The 18,468-nt window shown below is 65.2% G+C and carries 17 protein-coding genes; all 17 read right to left on the bottom strand.

The genetic code is table 11. The features are described from left to right. Positions 1–3,834: a phage tail length tape measure family protein gene (locus tag J2R80_RS43815; protein WP_375162614.1), complete on the bottom strand. Its 3,834-nt coding sequence runs from the start codon at positions 3,832–3,834 to the stop codon at positions 1–3. Beyond that, on the bottom strand, positions 3,794–4,036 hold the full coding sequence (locus J2R80_RS32515; RefSeq protein ID WP_253639998.1) for a hypothetical protein: 243 nt from the start codon (positions 4,034–4,036) through the stop codon (positions 3,794–3,796). Before J2R80_RS32515 ends, J2R80_RS43815 begins: the two co-directional genes overlap by 41 nt. A gap of 191 nt (positions 4,037–4,227) precedes the next feature. After that, positions 4,228–4,671: a hypothetical protein gene (locus J2R80_RS32520; RefSeq protein ID WP_253639999.1), complete on the bottom strand. Its 444-nt coding sequence runs from the start codon at positions 4,669–4,671 to the stop codon at positions 4,228–4,230. Between the two features lie 171 nt (positions 4,672–4,842). After that, positions 4,843–6,324 (bottom strand): phage tail tube protein, encoded by a 1,482-nt coding sequence (locus J2R80_RS32525; protein ID WP_253640000.1) that lies wholly within the window; start codon positions 6,322–6,324, stop codon positions 4,843–4,845. 67 nt (positions 6,325–6,391) lie between these two features. After that, complete coding sequence (locus J2R80_RS32530) at positions 6,392–6,637, bottom strand: hypothetical protein (protein ID WP_253640001.1); 246 nt, start codon at positions 6,635–6,637, stop codon at positions 6,392–6,394. Positions 6,638–6,648: 11 nt separating this feature from the next. Next, complete coding sequence (locus tag J2R80_RS32535; protein ID WP_253640002.1) at positions 6,649–7,122, bottom strand: phage tail terminator-like protein; 474 nt, start codon at positions 7,120–7,122, stop codon at positions 6,649–6,651. Then, positions 7,122–7,775, bottom strand: coding sequence for a hypothetical protein (locus J2R80_RS32540; RefSeq protein WP_253640003.1), 654 nt, complete (start codon positions 7,773–7,775; stop codon positions 7,122–7,124). Before J2R80_RS32540 ends, J2R80_RS32535 begins: the two co-directional genes overlap by 1 nt. Then, positions 7,775–8,110, bottom strand: a complete 336-nt coding sequence (locus J2R80_RS32545; protein ID WP_253640004.1) for a hypothetical protein — start codon at positions 8,108–8,110, stop codon at positions 7,775–7,777. The genes J2R80_RS32540 and J2R80_RS32545 overlap by 1 nt, the downstream gene beginning before the upstream one ends. Continuing rightward, a complete protein-coding gene (locus J2R80_RS32550; RefSeq protein ID WP_253640005.1) occupies positions 8,110–8,775 on the bottom strand; it encodes a hypothetical protein in 666 nt (221 codons plus the stop codon). The genes J2R80_RS32545 and J2R80_RS32550 overlap by 1 nt, the downstream gene beginning before the upstream one ends. A 68-nt stretch (positions 8,776–8,843) precedes the next feature. Further along, complete coding sequence (locus J2R80_RS32555) at positions 8,844–9,416, bottom strand: hypothetical protein (RefSeq protein ID WP_253640006.1); 573 nt, start codon at positions 9,414–9,416, stop codon at positions 8,844–8,846. 96 nt (positions 9,417–9,512) lie between these two features. After that, positions 9,513–9,956 (bottom strand): hypothetical protein, encoded by a 444-nt coding sequence (locus J2R80_RS32560; protein ID WP_253640007.1) that lies wholly within the window; start codon positions 9,954–9,956, stop codon positions 9,513–9,515. 86 nt (positions 9,957–10,042) lie between these two features. Then, on the bottom strand, positions 10,043–11,380 hold the full coding sequence (locus J2R80_RS32565) for a phage major capsid protein (protein WP_253640008.1): 1,338 nt from the start codon (positions 11,378–11,380) through the stop codon (positions 10,043–10,045). Between the two features lie 149 nt (positions 11,381–11,529). Beyond that, positions 11,530–12,579 (bottom strand): phage major capsid protein, encoded by a 1,050-nt coding sequence (locus J2R80_RS32570; RefSeq protein WP_253640009.1) that lies wholly within the window; start codon positions 12,577–12,579, stop codon positions 11,530–11,532. A gap of 17 nt (positions 12,580–12,596) precedes the next feature. Further along, a complete protein-coding gene (locus J2R80_RS32575) occupies positions 12,597–14,039 on the bottom strand; it encodes a S49 family peptidase (protein ID WP_253640010.1) in 1,443 nt (480 codons plus the stop codon). Further along, complete coding sequence (locus J2R80_RS32580; protein WP_253640011.1) at positions 14,017–15,645, bottom strand: phage portal protein; 1,629 nt, start codon at positions 15,643–15,645, stop codon at positions 14,017–14,019. Before J2R80_RS32580 ends, J2R80_RS32575 begins: the two co-directional genes overlap by 23 nt. A gap of 62 nt (positions 15,646–15,707) precedes the next feature. Continuing rightward, positions 15,708–17,450, bottom strand: a complete 1,743-nt coding sequence (locus tag J2R80_RS32585) for a terminase large subunit domain-containing protein (protein WP_253640012.1) — start codon at positions 17,448–17,450, stop codon at positions 15,708–15,710. Next, positions 17,447–18,037, bottom strand: coding sequence for a hypothetical protein (locus tag J2R80_RS32590; protein WP_253640013.1), 591 nt, complete (start codon positions 18,035–18,037; stop codon positions 17,447–17,449). The genes J2R80_RS32585 and J2R80_RS32590 overlap by 4 nt, the downstream gene beginning before the upstream one ends. Positions 18,038–18,468: the final 431 nt, after the last annotated feature.

Consider the following 18,468-nt stretch of genomic DNA (forward strand, 5'->3'; position numbering starts at 1 on the left):
TTAGCTCCCGAAACCCTTTTGGCGGGACGAAATGGCCTGCGAGATCGGGCCATTCCGAGCCGCGTCGTCGACCATGAGGCCGGTGACGGCGTTCTTGAACACGATGTCGACCTGCGTGCCGTTGTTGGTCCGGCTGACGCTGGTCTGCGGATCCGAGCCCGACGGCGCGTTGTAGATGTTCACGACGACGTTGCCGGAGGCGCCGTTGTCGTTGGCGGCACCACCGCCGCCAATTCCTCCGGCGGAGACGCCGAGGCGACCATCCGGGCCACGCCGCAGCGGCATGATGGCTTCCTCACCAGCTTCGCCCATGAGGCCGGTGCCGTTCGCCATCGGGAACAATGTCGGCCTAGTCACGACGCCACCGCGCGCGAACGCCACGATCTTGCCGCCGGCGAAGACGTTGCCCAGCGCGCTCGGCGCCAGCGGGCCGAACAGGTTGCTGCCGGCGGCACCGGGCGTGCCATAGGTGACGCCGCTCGACCCGAGCAGCGAGCCGAAATCGAGGCCGCCGCCGGTCAGGCCACCAAACGAGCTCTGGAGGCTGCGCATCAGCGGACCGATGACCAGCAGCTTGACGATCATCTCCTCGATCGCGCGGATCACCAGCTTCGAGGTGTCCGAGAACGCCTGGCCGAAGTTCTTGGTGCCATCGAGCGCATCGGTGACGCCGGTCACCAGGTCGCTCGAAATGGTCGACGAGACCGATGCAAACGCCGCGTTGGTGCGGAGAGCCGCGGCTTCGACCGAGTTCAGCGCCGTCGCGACGTCCGGATAGAGCGTCTTCAGCTGCTGCGCGATCTGGACGTCGTCGGGCGACAGCAGCGAGGTCTGCGACCCGAACCGGATATCGTTCTGGATCTGCTTGAGGGCATTCGCCTGCGCCGCGGCGCCGAGGGCCTTGGCCTGCGCATCGATCGCGGCCTTATCCTGGTCGGTCAGTTCCTTGTGGTTGCGGACGGCATCAGTCAGAGCCGTCATCCGGGCCACATACTCGGCCGCGGCGCCGGCGGACATGCCGATGGTCGCGGTCTGGATCCCGAACGCATCAGCCTGCGCCTTGATCTGGAGCGAGCCGTCGGCCTGCGCGCGGGCGAGGTCCAGTTGGTCCTTGATCTGCTTTGCCGTCAGGCCGGCACCGGCTTCCTGTGCCCGCTGCAGATCAAGCGTCTTTTGCCGGACGCTGTCGAGGACGCCGGCCGACTGGCCGAGCGCCGACATCCGCGCCGACTGGACGCTCGAGGCGATATCGAGTTGCAGGGCCGATGTCGCGCGGCCGGTGTCGGCCGGCGAGGCGTTGATCTGCGCCGCCTTGGTACGGATCTGCTCGAGTCCGGCGGCGAGGCGTTCCGCGGGGCTGGCCGCTGCGCCGAGGAAGTCGACGAGCGCGTTCTTCGGCAGGGCTGCCAGCGCGGCGCTGGTCGCCGCGATCGAGCGCTGCAGCTGATCCATGGTCTGCCCGACCTTGGCCAGTTTCTGGTCGACATCCGGCGCCGCGGCGAGGTCTTGGAGCAGCTTCAGCTGGTTCTGGAGATCCTGCGTCTGCCCGATAATCGGCAGCGCGGTGCGGATAGCCTGCTGTTGCGCCAGTGATTGCTGCGCATTGCGGGCGTCCTCCGCGGCGGTCTTCTGCCGCTGCAGCGCGGCGGTGAGCTTGTCGACCTGTGCCTGGGCGGCGGCGGTTGCGGCGGGATCAGCGATCGGCCCCAGCAAACCGGTGTCCGGGTCGACCGTGCGGCCGCTCGTCCTCTGCAGGAGCTCAAGTTTCCGCTTCGCTGCCTCCAGCTGCGCATCGAGCCCCTGCACCGGATTCAGGACGTTGTAGATGCTCTTGCCGATCGAATCCCATGCGTTCGAAACGGCGTTGCCGAGGGCCGTCCATGCGGTCCGCGTCGTCGATACGGTGTTGGCGACATCCACCAGACCCGATTTCACGGCGGTCGCCAGCGCGACCTGAGCGGCATAGACCTTATTTTGGGCGACGAGGTCCGCGATGTTCTGCTTCGTCGCGGCATCCAGGAAGCCGAGCCGCTGATTGAGATCCTCGGCCCCCTTCACCGGGTCGGCGAAGGCCTGCGCCAGCGTCTTCGCCGCTTCCGAGGCGTCGGTGCCGTAGATCGTCGCGATATCCTTGCCCATCTGGACAATCGGCAGGATGTTGTCGTTGGCGATCTTGCCGGTCTCCGCCAGCGTGGCCGCGAATGAACGGGCCTCCGCCACGGAAAGCCCGGATCGCGACGAACCGGCGTCCGCAATCGAGTTGATGCTGCCGGCTGTCGCACCGCTGGCACGGCCGGACCCGAGAAGCGACCTGTTTACCTCCTGCTGCTTGTCCTGGAACGAGATCAGCGCCGCGACGCCGATGCCGATCGCTGCTGCGATGCCGCCCCAAACGACCCTGCCAACACTGAGCAGGCCGAGGAACTTCGACCCGACCACGCTCGCGAAGTCCGTGATGCTCGCCTTGGACGACTGGAAGATCTGGAAGACCTGGCCGCCCTGCTGCGCCAAGATCATGAACGGCGATTGGCCGAGAGCCAGCCCCGTGAGGACGTCGTTCAGCTGATACGACAGGTTGACGAGCTCGCCAGACGCGACGCGGCCCGTGGTGCTGGCGTTCTTCAGCTGCTGCTGGACGTCGGTCAACCGCTTCGCCAGCATCACCTGCGCCTGCTCGTACTCGCCGGTGGAGATGTAGCCGTCGGCCAGCAGCTTCTTGTACGAGGCCATCTCGGCGCCGAGGCGCTGGAACTCAGTCTCGAGCGGCGCGATCTTGGAGCGCAGTTGCTCCGCGGCGGCGGTCATCTTCTGCTCGGCCGCGATCGCTTCATCGAATTCCGCGGCCATGGCGGCGCCGGCGGCGTCGATATCCATGAACGCGGAGGCCGACGCCCTCGCCGATTTGGTAACCTGGTCGTAGCCGAAGGCCTGCGCGATCGACTGCTGCGTGCTTGCGGCGAGATGTGCTGCCCGGGCCTGCTCGATTTGGTCGAGACGGGCCACCTGCGCGGCAAGAGCTTCATAGGTTGCGCCCTGCGATGTCGCCGAGGCTCCGCCACCTCCCAGCGCCTCGGTCAGGCTGCGCTGGAAATTGGCGCCGGCCTGCTCGGCCCGCATCCGGGCGACGTCGTCGATCTGCCGCAGGTTGGCATCGAAGACGCTCGCGGCGTCCTTCGCCGACTTCGCCGCGCCGGCGATCATGAGCCGGTCGAGATCCGCGCCGAATGCGGCACCGGCTTCCGCTGCCTTGGCCCGCGCCACCCCCTCGAGGCCGCCGTACTGTGCCAGGAAGGCGTCAGCGCTCTCCTGCGCCGATTTGGTGTCGCCGCCGATGCCGAACTGCGCGTTGATCGCCGCCTGCGACCGCTGCGCCACGGTCAATTGCTCGATCGCGGCCGCGGCGCGGGTCGCCACTTCGGCATGGATCGAATATTCCTCGTTCAGCCGGCCAACTGCACCGGCGATCGAGACAAATCCCTTCTCGGCCAGCGACGCGGCATCCGCGGTCAGGCCGAACTTCTGGTAAGCCGCGTCCAGGAGGAGGTTGACGCGATCGATGCCCATGCCCCGGTCGGCGGCGTTGCCGATGCGGCGGATAATGGCCTCGAACTGCGCGCCGGCACCATAGCCATCGAGCAGCGACTTGCTGACCGAGGCCATGCCGCCCGGGATCTTCGCGAGCGCGGCATCCGACTGCGCAAGAGCGGCATTGCGAGCCTTGTCGCTCGCAATCATCTTGCTGTCGGCGTCGACCTTCTGCTGCGCGCCCCGGACATAGCTCGATGCGTCGAAGTCAGATGTGACTCGGAGGGACGAAAGCGCTGTTCCCGCCATTTGGATGCCCTCCCTCTCTCAGCCGCTTGCGCTCGTCCTCAGCTTCCTTTTCCCTCTCCGCCTCGCGCTGAACGTGCTCGAGAAACTCCTCGTCCATGGCGCTGACAAATGCCAAGAACGTCTCGAACTCGACGCCACGAATGTCGTAGCGCCGCGCGTAGGTATCGATGGAAAGGAAGCTGATCGGAGACTGGCCGCCCATGGCCCCGTATTGCCGATCGAACCGAAGAGCATGCCAGGCGCGCCAATAGGTCTCCGCCCAGATCGGGAGCTCAGCCTCTGGCGGCCGCTCCGCCTGCGCCGCGAATGCTTCGGCGTCAGGATCTTCTTCGGCTAGTTGAGCGAGCCACTCGTCCGTGCCCTTCTGCTCGAGCTCGTAGCGAAGGGCGGCCCTCAGTTTTTTGCGCCGGCTCCGACGAACTCGGTCTCTTGGAGACCGACGCGGGAAGCGGCGAGATAAATCGAGCCGCGGACGAGCCGGTACTCAGGATCCGTCAGGATCTCGCGCGCGGTCTCTTCCGAGAAATCGATGTCCTGCTCGTTGTCGTCGACGAGGCCAATCCAACCGAGCAACAGATACTCGACCGCGAGCTTTCCGTAAGCCTCGGCGAGCACGTCTTCGGGGACGTTGCGGCCGTGCTTGTTGGTCAGCTTGATCTGAATAACATCGCGGGCCGTCTTGAACTCGGCGTAGTTCGTCGAGCGGACGAACCACTTGATATCGCCGGAATCGTCGATATCGAGCGCCGGCATCCAGTCGCCTTCGCGCTCCTTCTGGCTGTCGACCTTCATCGACGACAGCTTCAACTTACGCACTTTCTTGGGGGATTCAGTCATGGCTTGGTGTCACCTTGGTGAGCAAGGGAAGCCCGGCGGGCGCCAGGGGGTGAACCAGCGATCTCGAGGACACCAATCCTCTACCGGCACCGACCGGTCCAGATCGCTGGTATTTCGGGGCACCGCGCATGAAGCGCGGCACAATTGTTCGGCCGAACGGTCGGCGATCGACTATTCGATGTACTCGAAGCGATCGAGCAGGATATGCGCGTTGGTAACGACATCCTGCGCGGCCTGGTAATCGAAGTCGGCCATGACCTGCGTATTCTTGGCCGTGGCCTGCGGGTTGCCACCGCCGCGGTAAACAGCCCGCGGCACCTGCCAGATCAGCGCCTGACCATTCTTCTGGACCCGCGAGTTGATGTTGCGCGGGGTGCCATTGCGGAAGGCCAGCACCTCGGTAAGGCTGCCGAAATAGGTGGTCAGCTTTCCGGTGACGGTGCACTCACCGTCGTCCAATGCAACCGGTGCGTCGGAGTCGACGGCATCCAGCGCCTGCAGATTGTTGTTGATCTGCACCGAGAAGCCCTTGGCCCAGTTCGGGGAGCCAAGCTGCGCCTGATTGACGCCCAGCCGACCGACGTTGGCATTGGCTGCCATAACGACACCGGTTGTCACGGCATCCGGCGCGGCGTCGAGCGTCACGGTCGTCTCGTCACCGCCGAGCCCCAAGAAATCCGCCGACCACTTCAGCTTGTCGCCGCTCTGCATGTCGACGTTGAAGGTGTTCACCCGCATGCCGAGATACTTGATGAACGCCGGCGTCTGCATGCCGAGGAAGCCCTTCTCGATCGTCATCGTGTTGGGCGTGACGCCATTCTTGATCTGGTCGCTGAAGAAGACCGAGATCGTCTTGCCGGCGCCGGTATCCGTGGTCCAGCCCGACGGCAGATTGTCCAGGGTCAGCTTGTTGGCCGCGATCGCGCTGATGCGTGCATAGGCGGCCGCGCGCGGTTTGGCTCCGGCGGCCACCAGGAAGGCGAACGTCGAGGCATCGGCGGTGCCGCCGACCTTGATCCACTGCCCGACCACGAGGCCGAGCGTGGTAAAATCGAGCGCCGTGGACCCCAGACCGTCCGCCAGTGCCGTGATGTCGCCGGCGACACCGGCGAAGCCGACCACCTTGAGCCGTGCGGTACTGGGAGGAGCGGCCTCCGCGGCCATACCGGTACCACCGACGATCGTCGTACCCGTCGACGCCGAGGCGCGGAAGACCTGGTTATTCTCCGCCTGGCCGAAGCCAGTCGCGCGCACCAGCATGCCGACCTTCACCGCGGCTCCGCCGGACACCACGGCATAGGTGCTGGCCGTCGTGCCGGCATCGGTAATGACGCTGTCCGCGGTACCGTCGTTGAAGAATACCGGCGCGTTCACCCAGGTATTCTCGAACGCCGACATGAGGAGCTCGGACAGCGGCGATCCATCATCCGGGAACGAGATTTCGCCGTTGATGCCGCCGTTAGTCGTCTCGTTCGTCTTGATCGGATCCCCGAGCATGCGGTCGTCGCGGATCTCTTCCGAGTCCACATAGGTCGGCGCAAGGGAAAGCGACTCGCCGGTCATCCTGACCTTGCGCATGCGCGGCGTCGTCGGGGTGACGCCGGGCGTGGTCTCCCGAACGAGAGCGAGTTGCGTACGGTTGGATGAGGTCACGGCGTTCTCCCAATAAAAAAGGCGCCCGATGGGGCGCCTTGCGTGAGGTCAGCGATGGTTGGTGGGGTTACTTCTCGGAAGTCGCCGGGGCCGCCGGCGCGCTCGTCTCGAGCTTGTTCTGCGGCACGGTCGCCGAAGCCGGCACCGGAGCCGTCTTGTCGTCCTTCTCCTTGATGAAGCCGCGCGACTTCAGCGTCTCGATGGTGTGCGGCGCCAGCACGTCGTCGCTCTTGACGACGTTGCTGCGCTCGTCATCGGGCTTGAAGCGGCGGTTCACGGTGTTGAACGCCTTCAGGACGGAATACTCGGTCATGTCTCGTGCTCCTATTCGGCCTCGGTCAGGCCCCATGCGATGCTGGCTGACATCAGGTAGTAGTTCGCGTTCTCGGCACCGGGATCGCCAGATGCCAGATCAGCGGCCAAGAACTCGAGGCGGTCTTCCAACAGCGTCAGGCCCCTGAACATCCGGACAAGTCCCTTCGCGATGCGCCGTGCCTGGCCGGCACCGGTGTTGCGCGGCGTGAAGACGTGAAACCAGAGAGTGCCTTCCTCGTCCCAGCGATTATCGCCGGCGCCCTCGCCGCCCCCGATGCTTTCCTGTCCGTAGAAGGTCGAGACCAGCATGACGAGAACCCACGGCGAGATCTCGCCGCTCGGCGCGCTGTCGCCCTCGTTCTCATAGACGAGCGGCGCGACCGCGAAATCCCACTGGCCGTCGACCTTTTCCCCGGTCTCGATATCGACGTAGCCGAGGAGCGCGCGGATCGCGTCGTAGACCTCGTCGTTGGGCAGATCCATCAGGACACCTTCATCGACAGAACCAGCGCCGGATACGTCATCTGCGCGCCGGCCATGGTGTCGGGCCGAAGCTTCCGCCGCGCGTACGGCCGATAGCCGCGCCGGAAGTGGCCCTTCAAGATGTAGCCGCCCGGGAGCGGGATCAGGGTCCGTTTCGCCGTGACGAAGTTGCCGAAGCGCGCCATCACGGCTTTCTTGACGTCTTCGATGATGCCCGGCGGCACCGACATCTGCATGTGACCGACGTCAATCTTGCGGCTGTACGGCTGGTTGTTGGTCAAGATCACCGTCGCGTTGAGCGGGATCTCGTCGAAACTCTTCACGACGCCACCGGGCGTCATGATGAACCATGAGCGCTTGTAGCGGCCCGAGTCATCCGGCGATCGCTCGACCGCGGTCTGCAGCGCGTACTCAACGATCTCGCGCCACCAATGAAAGACGTAAAGGATCGGGCCCGGGGGCACGACCGTCTCTTCCTCGGCGTCGCGCCGACCGTTGACGTATTTCTCGTACCGTTCCGAGCCGACGCCTTCCTGGATGGCCTTCGACAACTCGGATCGTGCAAATGCTGCGAGCCCCTTCGCGATGTTCTCCGGCGCCATGCCAGCGGTCGCGAACTTGAGATCCCGCTCGAACGTCGAGATCCTGGCCATCACTGACCCGACGTGACGATTTCGTAGCAGCCCTGATACTCGCGATGGTCGGTGTCGACCGTTTGCACAGTCGTCGGCCAATCGAGGTTCGGACCAAGATAGATGTTGTCGCCCTTCGCGACCGGGACCGGAAATCCCTGTGCCTGCAGATCCAGCACCGACACGATGAGGTGCCTGGTGCCCGCCGTGATGCCGTTCACATACTCGTCCGGCGAATAGCCCTCGATTACGGCCTTCACCTGCGCGGTCGCGCCACCTTTCGCGCGCTTGAAGCGGACCATATGTCCGCGGCGGTTGATGCCGCGGCGCGCCCTCGCTGCTGCTGCCGCATCCATCAGCCGAACTCCGGCTCGTAGCCGTACTGCTCGAGCGCGGCAGCGATATCGGGCGGGAATGCACCGTTTTCGCCGATCTGGCCGACCCAGTATTCAAGGCGCTCGATATCGGTCGTCCATTCCGACTTCACCGTAGGATCGCGGTCGGCGGCAAACCGCGCGGCACGGATCATGCCGATTACGGCACCCTCGATCGCCAGAGGAAGCGTGAAATTGGCGGTTGCCGGCAGCGTCCAACCGGCCTTGAAGCGGACCACGGTACGGACGCCAGGTGCCCAGCCGATGCTCGGCGGCGGAACGACCCCAAGCCGCCACATCTCGCCGGTACCGCCGTCGAAGTCGTAGTCGGTCGGGTCGATTGTCACGGTCCCGATCGTGACCGAGACAATCTCGGTGACGGGATGACGCGCCAAGATCATCTGCCCGCGACGGCGCCGAAACCACGGACTGTGGACGAACTTCTGCTCCAGCGTCTCGAGCCCGAGCGTCTTGGAGCCATCAACGGCGGCCGGGACCAAGAGATAGTCGCACACCATGGCCGAGAGCCGGTCGATCAGGCGGCCGATCTTGGCGTCTTCGGTGCCGTCGGTGATCCCCAACTCGGTCTTGACGTTTTCCAGCGTCGTCAGTTTGCGGTCAGTTGCGGGCTCGACGACGGAGAACATGCGCAAGCACCTCGCGGGGCCATGCGCCCGAGGCTATTGCCCCGGGCGCTGGGATTGCACAGCGACCGTTAGGACGCGGCCGCCGGCGCCGAGCCCGCCTTCACGGCCTCGACGATGTCCGCCTTGGCGGTCTTGCCGCCCAGGTCGATGTTCTTGTCCGCGGCCAGCTTCTGGAGCTCGGGCACGGTCAGTTCATCGAAATTGCCGGCCTCGATCGCGGCCTTCACCTTGGCGTCGTTCTCGAGGGCGGCGACGATGTCCGCCTTTTTGGTCAGGCCGGAGATGTCGACCTTGCGCTCGGCCGCGATGGCCTGGAGCTCGGCGACGGTCTTCTTGCTGAGATCTCCGTCGTCGGCGTTGTCCTTGCCACCGGTGCCTTCCGGCTGCCGGCGCGACGCGTTCGGATCCTGCCGATCGGCGTCCTGCAGCTTGAGCGCAACGTCGGACGACGCGCCGCGTGCCTTGACCGCGTCATCCTCAGTCGTGAAGTGCGCGACACCACGCTTCACCCAGCGATCGGCCGAGCGCGGAGACAGCGGGTACGTCTTGCCCTCCTCGAAGCGGGTTTCGTTGGCGGTGCCGGCGTGCTCATTGTCGACCACGCGGGTTTGGTCGAACGTAATATTCACCTTGTCATCCATCGTGGTGGACTCCTGCAAGAATGGGTTTGGCAGCGCTTGGGAGCGCTGCCGCGGTTCGGTGCTCACGCTGAACTGAAGGTCAGTTCAACGCAGCGGCTACTTGATGGTTTCGACCAGCGACGCCGCTGGCGCCGTCGGGGAATACCGCGCGCTGACGCCGAGCAGGACGGCGGTCGACGGGCTCGTCGCGACGGCAGTCGTCATCGACAACCGCACGAACGAGAAGCCACCGTTGCGGTCCAATTCCTCGGCGCGGACATTGATCTGCGCCTGCTTGTTGGACTTGTCGGTGCCAGCCTGGGTCAGCTGCGTGATGGCCTTGCCGACGATGTCCTTGGCACCGGTACCCGTGCCGTCCTGTGCCTGCTGGAGCTTGGCGTCGATGGTGCCGTTCACGCCCAAGGCGCCGGCGGCGATGATCGCGAGCAGTTCCTCGAACGTCGCCATCGACACCCAGTTCGTGGTCAGGGTGCCGGCCGCGTTGGCAGCCGGGTTGATGATGCCGGCCAGGACGACTTTCTCGCTGGTGAGCGAAGTCATGGAATTCTCCGTGGATTGATGGGTTCAGGGGTGATCTTCGCAGGCGGGCGGCGATCAAGACCGCCGCCCGGTGCTCAGACCGCTGGTTACGGCCGGTCGGCGAGCGTGACGAACGGGCTCAGGGTGTCGGCACCCTTGAACGGCGTCAGCGGGGCATCCCAGATCGGCTGGCCATCCATGCGCAGGACGAACCGGAAGGTCGTCTCGTCATTGATGAACCGGGCGTGGATCGAGACGTCCTGCTTCAGGCCGCCCTTCTGGATCGTCAGGTACTGCTGCAGATCCATCAGCGCGATGTCGCCCTTGTCGCCGAGCTGCGAGTTGAACTCGGTCGGGACAATCGGGCGGCCGAGCAGCGTGGCGTACGGCTGACCGGCGATGCTGCCCTGCGGCAGGTAGATCGGCATGTTGCCGATCTTCATCAGCATCAGCTGTGGCTCGATCTGCTGGTTGATGGTCCAGATCGCGCTCTGCCGGCTGCGCAGCCACAGGCGAGCCCACATCTTGACGATGTTCTCGACCACGACGGTGTCCGCCGCCTGGCCGCCCTCAGCCGCGATGGTGACCAACGCCGCCGACTTCATGACACCGGCCGGCATGCCGGCGCCGCTGCCCTCGAAGATGGCATCGTCGATCTTGAAGGCGAACTCGTCGCCGAAGACCTCCGGGATGAAGCTGTTCAGCATCACGGCATCCTCGAGCAACTCGTCGGTTGCGTAGAGGAGACCGGTCAGCTTGTGCAGCCGCAGATCCATCTGGCGGAAGGACAGCTGCGAGCCGACCTTCTGCTGGCCCTCGCCGGTCCAGAACGACTGGACGCCGCCGAAGCGGGTGCCGTTGGCGCGGCTCGAGTCCTTCAGCGCGTTGATCTTCACGCCGTTGGAGGCCGGGCTGACCGGCAGCTGGCGGGTGCGCGAGAGCAGATCCGAGCGGTCGTACGCACGGCTCATGAGCTCAGGCACGAAGTCCTGCTGGATCAGGTAGCCACCGTCCTGGCCGCCGCCCTCGTTCATGCCGCTGGCGGCCTGCCACTCGAGGCGGTCGTCGACGGCGATCCGCTTGCCGGCGTTGGCGATCGCCACCATCTGCTCGCCGAGCGAACCGAACTTCTTCTTCGCTTCGGCGGGCACGGTCGGAGCGGTGCGCTCGGCACGCTCGCCCGCGGTCTCGGCGTTCGCACCCGGGGCCGGAGCCATCGAGCGCTGCTCGTCCATCAGGCGCTCCTGCTGGGCGATCGCCTGGTTGACGCGGGTCAACTCGCTGACCTGCGCCGGCTTGTCACCAGCGGCAGCGACGTCGTCCATGATTGCCGACAGGCGGGCAGCCTCGACATCGGTGATGGTGCCATCGGCCACCTTGGCGGTGAGCGCATTGGCTTCGGCGATCAGCCCCGCTTTCTTGTCGCGAAGTGCCTTGATCGTCATCTCGATCTCTCCTCAATAAAAAAGGCGCCCGGGAAGGGGCGCCTTGGGTTTCGATGGACTCAGTGGAGACTGCGGTCTCGACCGAGCCCGCATAGACACGCGAAGATCAGGGTCGCGACTGCGCCCCTACTCCGCGAATTTCGGAAGGGTCAGCCGCGCGCGCCGAGCGCGACGAATGCCGACTGCTGGTTGGCGGAGTTGCGCGGCGTGATCGGCGTCTTCCACGCCGGCGCGCCGTCCACGCGATAGCGAAGCTTGAACGCCATCTCGTCGGTCACGAATTTCGCGTGGATCGAGCTCAACAAACCGCCAGATGCCTGCTCCTTCTCGGCAACGATGTACTGGCTCATGTCCGCCAGGACGACGTCGCCGGCGGCGCCGAGCGGCGCGGTGTACTCGCAGAGCTCGACGGGCATCTGCAGCAGCCGGCGCTCGCCGTTCGGGCCGGTCTCGAACAGCTTGGTGCCGGTGCTCTCCTCCAGGGCAACGATCTGCCCGAAGGCGTCGTTGCCCATCATCCAAATCGCCGTGGCGTGTGACGGGCCCCAAAGCCCGGCGGCCATCGCGGAGAGGTTGGTCGTGGAAATCGTCCCGGCCGCCTGGCCGTTATCCTTCGGTACCGTCAGCAGACCCGGGGCATTCAGGATCCCAAGCGGCTCGCCCACGCCGCTACCCGCGACGATCGCGCGCTCAATCCCAAATGCCGCCTCGAGGCCGAAGATCCGGATCAGCGCCGCGGCCAGCGCCGGCGCGTCCTCGTTCAACTCCTCGGTGGTGAAGAACATCCCGAGGAGCTTCTTCAGCTTGAGCTCGAGCAGATCAAACTTCAGCGCGGAGTCGTTGTCGTCGCCGCCCTGGTCGGTCCAGTACATCCGGGCGCCGCCGAAGCGCGAATTCACCGGCTGCTCGGCGTCACCGCGATCGGACTCCGAAATCGCCGGGATGATGAGCTTGTCGCCCTTGGTGATGGGTTGGCGATCGCAGCGCGCCAGAATGCGGCCAGTGGCGTAGACGCGTGTCCACAGCGCCGCGGCAAACTCCACGGGTACGAGGAAGCCGCCGCCCGGCCCGGAAACACCGCTGAGGCCGGAGACGGAAGCCGCCGGCACCAGGCGGTGGTCGCTGTCCTCGGCCTGCTCGGCGCCGATCACGGCCGCGAGGAAGCTGGCGAAAGTCTGGAACGTCATGGGCTTGTTCATGGCGCGACCGTTTCCTCTTAGGCGCTGAGCAGAGCGAGACGGCGGCGACGGGCCTCAGCGGCCTGCTTGCGCTCGGCCAGTTCGGCCTCGGCCTTGTTCGGCGGCGGCTCGGTGAAACTGCTGCCGTCGGCCAGCGAACAAATCCAATCGCCGGCCATCGAGACACCGATCTTGCTGTAGACCGCGGCCCCGTTCTCGACCGCGATCGTGACCGTCTCGCCGGCGACCTTCAGATACGGGGACTGGGTCTCGATCAGCCCGGTCGAGATCACGACCTTGGCGGGCCAGTGCTCCAGCACGTAGTACGTGCGAGCCTCGCCCTCGGTCTCCATGCGGAAGGCCACCCGTCCGCAGTCGGCCGTTGGGAGAATCTGGTCGGTGGCGCTGGTGATGTTGTGGGCGCGGATATCACCATCGACGAAGAGGTTGCCGGGGATTGCCACGCCGCTTTCGGTGACATGGACCCCCTCAGCCTGCACGTTCGCGCCGGCGACCGTGTCGGCGTCGGCCGACTCGTCCGGTCCCTGCTCTTCACCGCGACGACGACGACCACCCTCTTCCGGCATCTCCATCGTGAGACCAACGCCCTGCAGAGCCATCTTGATCGTGGCGACGTCGTCGATCATGCCGAGGCGCTTCGCCATCGGAGCGCTGTAGCAGCGGCCCTTGCCGAACTTCTCGAGCACGACGTCCTTGGTGACGCCGCGGCCGCGCGCGACAGCGGTCAGGAAGTCGTCATAGGTCTGATCGACCTCGGACTGATAGAATGCTTTTGCTTCGTCGCTCAGCGGCTCCATCGAGTTGCCTTCGGTCTTGTACTCGCCGGCATAGATGAAGGTCGGCTTGATGCCGTTGTCGGCCATCAGCGCCGAGCAGTCGTAGTGGCACATGAAGACGCCGATCGAACCGATGTCGCCCGACGGCACCGAGACCAGCTTGGTGCACTGGCTGCCGATCCAGTAGCCGGCCGAGGCGCACAGCGGATTGATGATGCCGACCACCGTCTTCTTGCGGGCGGCCCGATAGACAGCATCGGCCGCCTCCTGCGTGCCCGTGACGGCGCCGCCGGGCGTGTTGATGTCGAGCACGATCATGTCAACCGACGGATCGTTCGCCAGGCTGTCCATGATCTGGGACAGCAGCAGGGTCGAGAAGCAGTACGGCTGGTACTCGAGGTCGTAGAGCGCGACGCCATGCAGCGAGACCAGCGCGGTATACTTGCCGGCCTTCGCGCTCGGCGACATCTGCGGGCCGGCCGACATCCGGACATGCTTCGGCTCGGATCCGTCCTCGTCCTCGAGGCCATAGATCTCGCGGATTTCCTTGTCGTGGACCTTGCCGCGCGCGACGCGCTCGAAGAGACCACCGAGGACCGCGCCGAAACCGTTCCGCAGGTCGAACGCAAACATCCGGCCGTTGGAGCTCCGGATCTCGCGCTTAAACTGCTGCATCTTCCCCATTTTGGGCTCCGTGTTTCTTGAGGACGGCGGCGATCTGGCCGGCGAGCTTTTCGTCTCGCCGATCGAGCAACGCCACGATGTCGTTGGCACCCAAGGCCTCGTCACGCTGGTGGGCGCAGTACGCCCGCGCGCCGTCGCGCGAGATCTGCAGATTCTGCATCACAAAGCTGACGTGGCCGCCGTAGAACGCCTTGATAAACTCGCGCATGCCGTCGGGATCGGCGGCGAACTTCAGCGAAGCCTTGCGGAGCGCCTGGTTCTCTTTCCGGGCGACTCGAGCCGCGACGGCTTCTGGCGTGTTGTCTTCGATCCTCTCGGGCGGCGCCGGCAGAGCCGCGGCTGGCTGATCGGCCGCCGGCGGCAGCGCCTGCTGCTGCTGCTGATACGCTCCGCGCGACACCTGGTCGGCCCAGGGCTCGTTGATCCGGTTGAGGCCCTCCGCGACGCGGACCTCGTTGATGGTCATCCATCCAGGGGCGCCGCCGGTGCCAAGCGCCGCCGACCAATAGTTCCGGCGGGCTTCGAGATTGCCGCGCTCCAGCGCGTCGAGATTGAACTTCACCTCGTACAGGCCGGTCGCGATGATGAGGTCGCGGCGGATCGCCTGCTCGATTTTCCGGGCCCAAGGCCGGATGGTGTACTTCACGAAGTTGATGGACTGCTCTTCGACCGTCGACCGATTCGTCTGGTCGTCGACGCCGAGCATGTGCAGCGGGATGCGGAAGAAGCGCGCCAGTTCGGCGATCTGCCACTTCCGGGCCTCGAGCAGCTGAGCCTCGCTCGCCTTCATCGAAGCCGGCTCGAACTTGGCGCCGTCCTGGAGAACCGCCGGACGGTGGAAATTTTCCGGGCTGGCGTACTTCTCCATGAGGCGTGCGATCAGACGCCGCACCGCCTGCGGGCTCATCCGCTTCTGGGTGGTGATGAAACCGCCCATGTTGAGGTTGTTCGAGAAGATCCGCGAGGCGTACTGGTCCGCGGCGACGCCGAGGCCGATCGACTCGGCGGCCAGATCCAGCATGCTGAGACCATTGACGCCATCGAGCGACAGGCTCGGGATGCGCAGCACCTCGTCCTGCAGAAGAACCCGAGATCCTCCGGAAGTCGGGTTGGTGACGGTGAACCGCAGCGTCCCGTCACGAAGCTGGTCCTGCGTGACGCGATCGCTGCGCAGGAATTTAAGTTGGTCGACCGCACCGCGGGCGCCCGGAACGATCTCGGCGTAACCGGTGCCGAACAGCACCGCATGCAGGATGATCGACTCCCAGAACTCGGCCGCGGTCTGCGTCTTGTTCGGCTGGAAGCGGATCAGTTCCGCCACGGGATGACCTGGCGCCGGCAGGCGGCCGTCATCCGGCATGACCTTGTTGATCGAGACCGGCAGGCTCGCGATGGTCTCGGCGAGAACCTTGGCACACGCCGCGAACGCCGACAGGCGCATCGCGATCATCGGTGTGATCCGGATCCCGGCCTTCGACCGCTTGCCTACCGACTCGTAATAGAAATCAGCATCGTCGCCGTAGTAGCGCTCCTCCTGCTCGCCGGAATCGTCTGCACGACGACCGAGCGACCACACTGCGGCAACGGTGTTGTTGATCCAACCCATGGGCGATTTCGGTCCTGATGAGTTGCGAGAAGGCGGCGGGGCAGCGATCGCGGCCGCCTGCATCACACCACGACGTCGTCATCCTCGTAGGCTGAGCCCGCCGGCTCCGGATTCATCGACATCAGGGAGACGGCGTCGAACACGGCCATCAGGGGATCGATCTTCGCCATACCGCTGATCTGCTTGGTGATGAGCGTTGCGTTTCCGCGCTGCTCGGCCTTTGCGTTGCCGATCGACCAGGACATCAGCCGGGTGCCTTCATGGATCAGCGTGCCGGCGGCAACCCGCCGCTCCGCGTCCTTGATGGCGCCGTTCAGCTTCCAGCCCTGCGCGATGCCGACGATGCGCTCCTTCTCGAAGCCGCGGGCCTCGCTGGTGAGCTCGTCCACGATTGAACCGATGCCGGCGGCGTCGACTGCGATCGCGGGGCCTTCCGCCAGCTTTCCCGACTCCTCGACCCGCACCACGATGTCAGCGACCGCAGTGACGTCGTCGCCGGGCTTCTCCACCATCGTGAGCGTGTTTTCCTTGACGAACTCCGCGAGCTCGGTGGCGATCTGCTTGCGGCGCTCCAGCACGATCTCGTGCGCCCAGGCCCGCGCCCATAGCAGCCACTTCCGTTTCGACAGATCCTCGGCGGCACCAGCTGCCCTCTTCTCTCGCCCCAGCACCGCGAGACCGAGAAGGTCGTCCAGCCCGCCGCCGTCGATCCCGATCACCGCGACCTCGCAGCGGTTGAGCAGATCCTCGAGCGACGTGACCCTTTCCTGCGACTTGTTCCAGAAGTCTGCGCCGGCCCAGCGATCGGCCCGCAGCTTTGATCCGATCTGGACGTTGAGGTGCTTCGCAAGGAAGACGTTCAGCCCGGCCTTGTCGCCGCGCCGCGCCTCGGTCAGTTTGTCGGTGATCCATTCCGAAAAGACGGAAACTTCGAGGTTCGGATTGGTGACGTAGAAGTTTGCCGGGTCGAGATAAGCCTCGGCCTCGAGCATCGCGTCCGGGAACTCGTAGAGCATCCCGAGCTTCTTCGGGTCCGAGATCTTGCCGTCGCGGATATCGCGGTAGAGCTTCAGCTTCTCGAGGAACACGCCGGTCGGCGGTTCGTCGGAATGCGTCGACAGGAAGATGACGAAGCCTTCCGGACGTGACACCAAGCCGCCCGTCGCCTCCCGAAACATGGCCTCTGCGTTGGCGCGCTTCCCGAACAGCCAGAGCTCGTCGATCAGGACGAAGGACGCCTTCTTACCGCCAACGGTGTCGGTGTCGGCGGCCACGACCCGGAGCACCGCGTTCGTGACCCGATGCGTGATCTGCCGAAAATTCTCCTGGACATGAAGAAGGTCACGCAGTTCCTCGTCGCGGTAGACCATGTCGCGCGCCGGGTCGAACGAGTTCTTCGCAATCTCGATCGTCGGCGCCAAGATCAGGAGCTGAGCGGAATGCCTCCAGTTCCGTATCAGCGCGGTGATCATGATGCCCGCGGCGATCGTCGACTTGCCGTTCTTCTTGCTGATCAGCAGGAAGAACTCGTCGATGAGCCTCTTGGCCGTCGAATGGTCGTACGCGCCAAAGATGGCGAGCACGAAATCGAATACCCATTGCTCGCCGGCCTCGCCAAACGTCGGCGGCCGCATCTCGCCGGTTTCGGAGTCCTCGATCGGCGTGGCGTCGACGATGTGCAGCGACTTGAAGACCTCAAGTGCCGCATAGGCCTCATTCGGGAAGAGCGGCCCGAACGGGATCAGGCTCTCCCTGGCAACGATCCTCCGCTCCCAGTCCGGGCAGGCCGTTGACCAGGATCTCACTGGTTGTTCACCACCAGCTTAGGCGGCTCAGGTGCTTTGAACTTGCCGCCGACATTCTCGGCGGCCGCCTGACGCTCTTCCTTCTTCCCCAGCCTGGCGGGCTTCGGTGCCGCCGCAGCAGCGGCCTGTGGCTTTCCGCGCTCGCCAACGGAGCCGGCCGCGCGCGAGACCTTACCCATTTCGTCGAGCCGCTTGATTGCCGAGACGTTCTTCGCGTGCGCGGCCTCGAACAGAAGCTTGGTCACCTCAGCACGCTGGTTCGCGTATCCGTTCTCGAGCTCGTTGGCGCAGTGCTTGCGCAGGGTGTCGACATCGACCTTCAGCGCCCGGGCGATCATGGCCTCAGACTCGCCGCAAAACTTCAGCCGCTCGACCGTCTGCCGGTCCGCGATCGACGGCGCCCATGCCGGACGACCGCCCTTGTTGCGCTTCGCCGAATTGCTCGACGTCCCGCGCTTTTTCGGTTTCGACGCCTTCCGCTTCGCCGGCTTCGCTTCAGCGCGATCGCTGGCTTCCGCAGGATTTTCGTCGGCGGTCGGTTTTTCGGTCATTTTGCGAGTTCCGGCCAAAAATTCGGGCCGCCTCAAAAAAATTGTGCAGGTGCCACCCCGAGCGGTCCCGGGTCCGCGCGCCGTCGGGAAATTGCCCCGGGGGTACGGTTCGGCCGGATTGCTAGCGAAATGGGCGGGTTTAGGCGCCGTTCTGGCGGGTTTTGCGTGCGATTGGCGCGGTTGAGGCGCGCCGAGCTATGGGCGCCGAGGGCTTGCCGGATGGCCGAGGCCGATAGCCTGGCCGATTAGTGTCAATCCGTTGTGCTGGCGCCGCTGGCGCCGCGCCGCGCGCGGTAACCGTCCGCCTTCTCTCTCGCCTAGCGTGCCTAGTGGCGTGGTGCGGTTGACGTTGCGGCCTTGCGTCCATCCGCCGAGGCCGAGGCGCCGAGGCCAGAAACGCAAAACCCGCCGAGGTTTCCCGCGGCGGGTTGGCTGCAGCGACACTGCGCCGAATGCCTGTTCTGAAT

Source organism: Bradyrhizobium sp. USDA 4541, assembly GCF_024171085.1.
In the GTDB taxonomy this organism is placed as follows: Bacteria; Pseudomonadota; Alphaproteobacteria; order Rhizobiales; family Xanthobacteraceae; genus Bradyrhizobium; species Bradyrhizobium australafricanum.

Coding starts and splice junctions, on each gene's coding strand:
- J2R80_RS32555 (WP_253640006.1), bottom strand. CDS start 9,416: ATGGATGACAAGGTGAATATTACGTTCGACCAAACCCGCGTGGTCGAC.
- J2R80_RS32560 (WP_253640007.1), bottom strand. CDS start 9,956: ATGACTTCGCTCACCAGCGAGAAAGTCGTCCTGGCCGGCATCATCAAC.
- J2R80_RS32545 (WP_253640004.1), bottom strand. CDS start 8,110: ATGGATGCGGCAGCAGCAGCGAGGGCGCGCCGCGGCATCAACCGCCGC.
- J2R80_RS32530 (WP_253640001.1), bottom strand. CDS start 6,637: ATGACCGAGTATTCCGTCCTGAAGGCGTTCAACACCGTGAACCGCCGC.
- J2R80_RS32575 (WP_253640010.1), bottom strand. CDS start 14,039: ATGGGGAAGATGCAGCAGTTTAAGCGCGAGATCCGGAGCTCCAACGGC.
- J2R80_RS32570 (WP_253640009.1), bottom strand. CDS start 12,579: ATGAACAAGCCCATGACGTTCCAGACTTTCGCCAGCTTCCTCGCGGCC.
- J2R80_RS32550 (WP_253640005.1), bottom strand. CDS start 8,775: ATGTTCTCCGTCGTCGAGCCCGCAACTGACCGCAAACTGACGACGCTG.
- J2R80_RS43815 (WP_375162614.1), bottom strand. CDS start 3,834: ATGGCGGGAACAGCGCTTTCGTCCCTCCGAGTCACATCTGACTTCGAC.
- J2R80_RS32515 (WP_253639998.1), bottom strand. CDS start 4,036: ATGGGCGGCCAGTCTCCGATCAGCTTCCTTTCCATCGATACCTACGCG.
- J2R80_RS32580 (WP_253640011.1), bottom strand. CDS start 15,645: ATGGGTTGGATCAACAACACCGTTGCCGCAGTGTGGTCGCTCGGTCGT.
- J2R80_RS32540 (WP_253640003.1), bottom strand. CDS start 7,775: ATGGCCAGGATCTCGACGTTCGAGCGGGATCTCAAGTTCGCGACCGCT.
- J2R80_RS32565 (WP_253640008.1), bottom strand. CDS start 11,380: ATGACGATCAAGGCACTTCGCGACAAGAAAGCGGGGCTGATCGCCGAA.
- J2R80_RS32535 (WP_253640002.1), bottom strand. CDS start 7,122: ATGGATCTGCCCAACGACGAGGTCTACGACGCGATCCGCGCGCTCCTC.
- J2R80_RS32520 (WP_253639999.1), bottom strand. CDS start 4,671: ATGACTGAATCCCCCAAGAAAGTGCGTAAGTTGAAGCTGTCGTCGATG.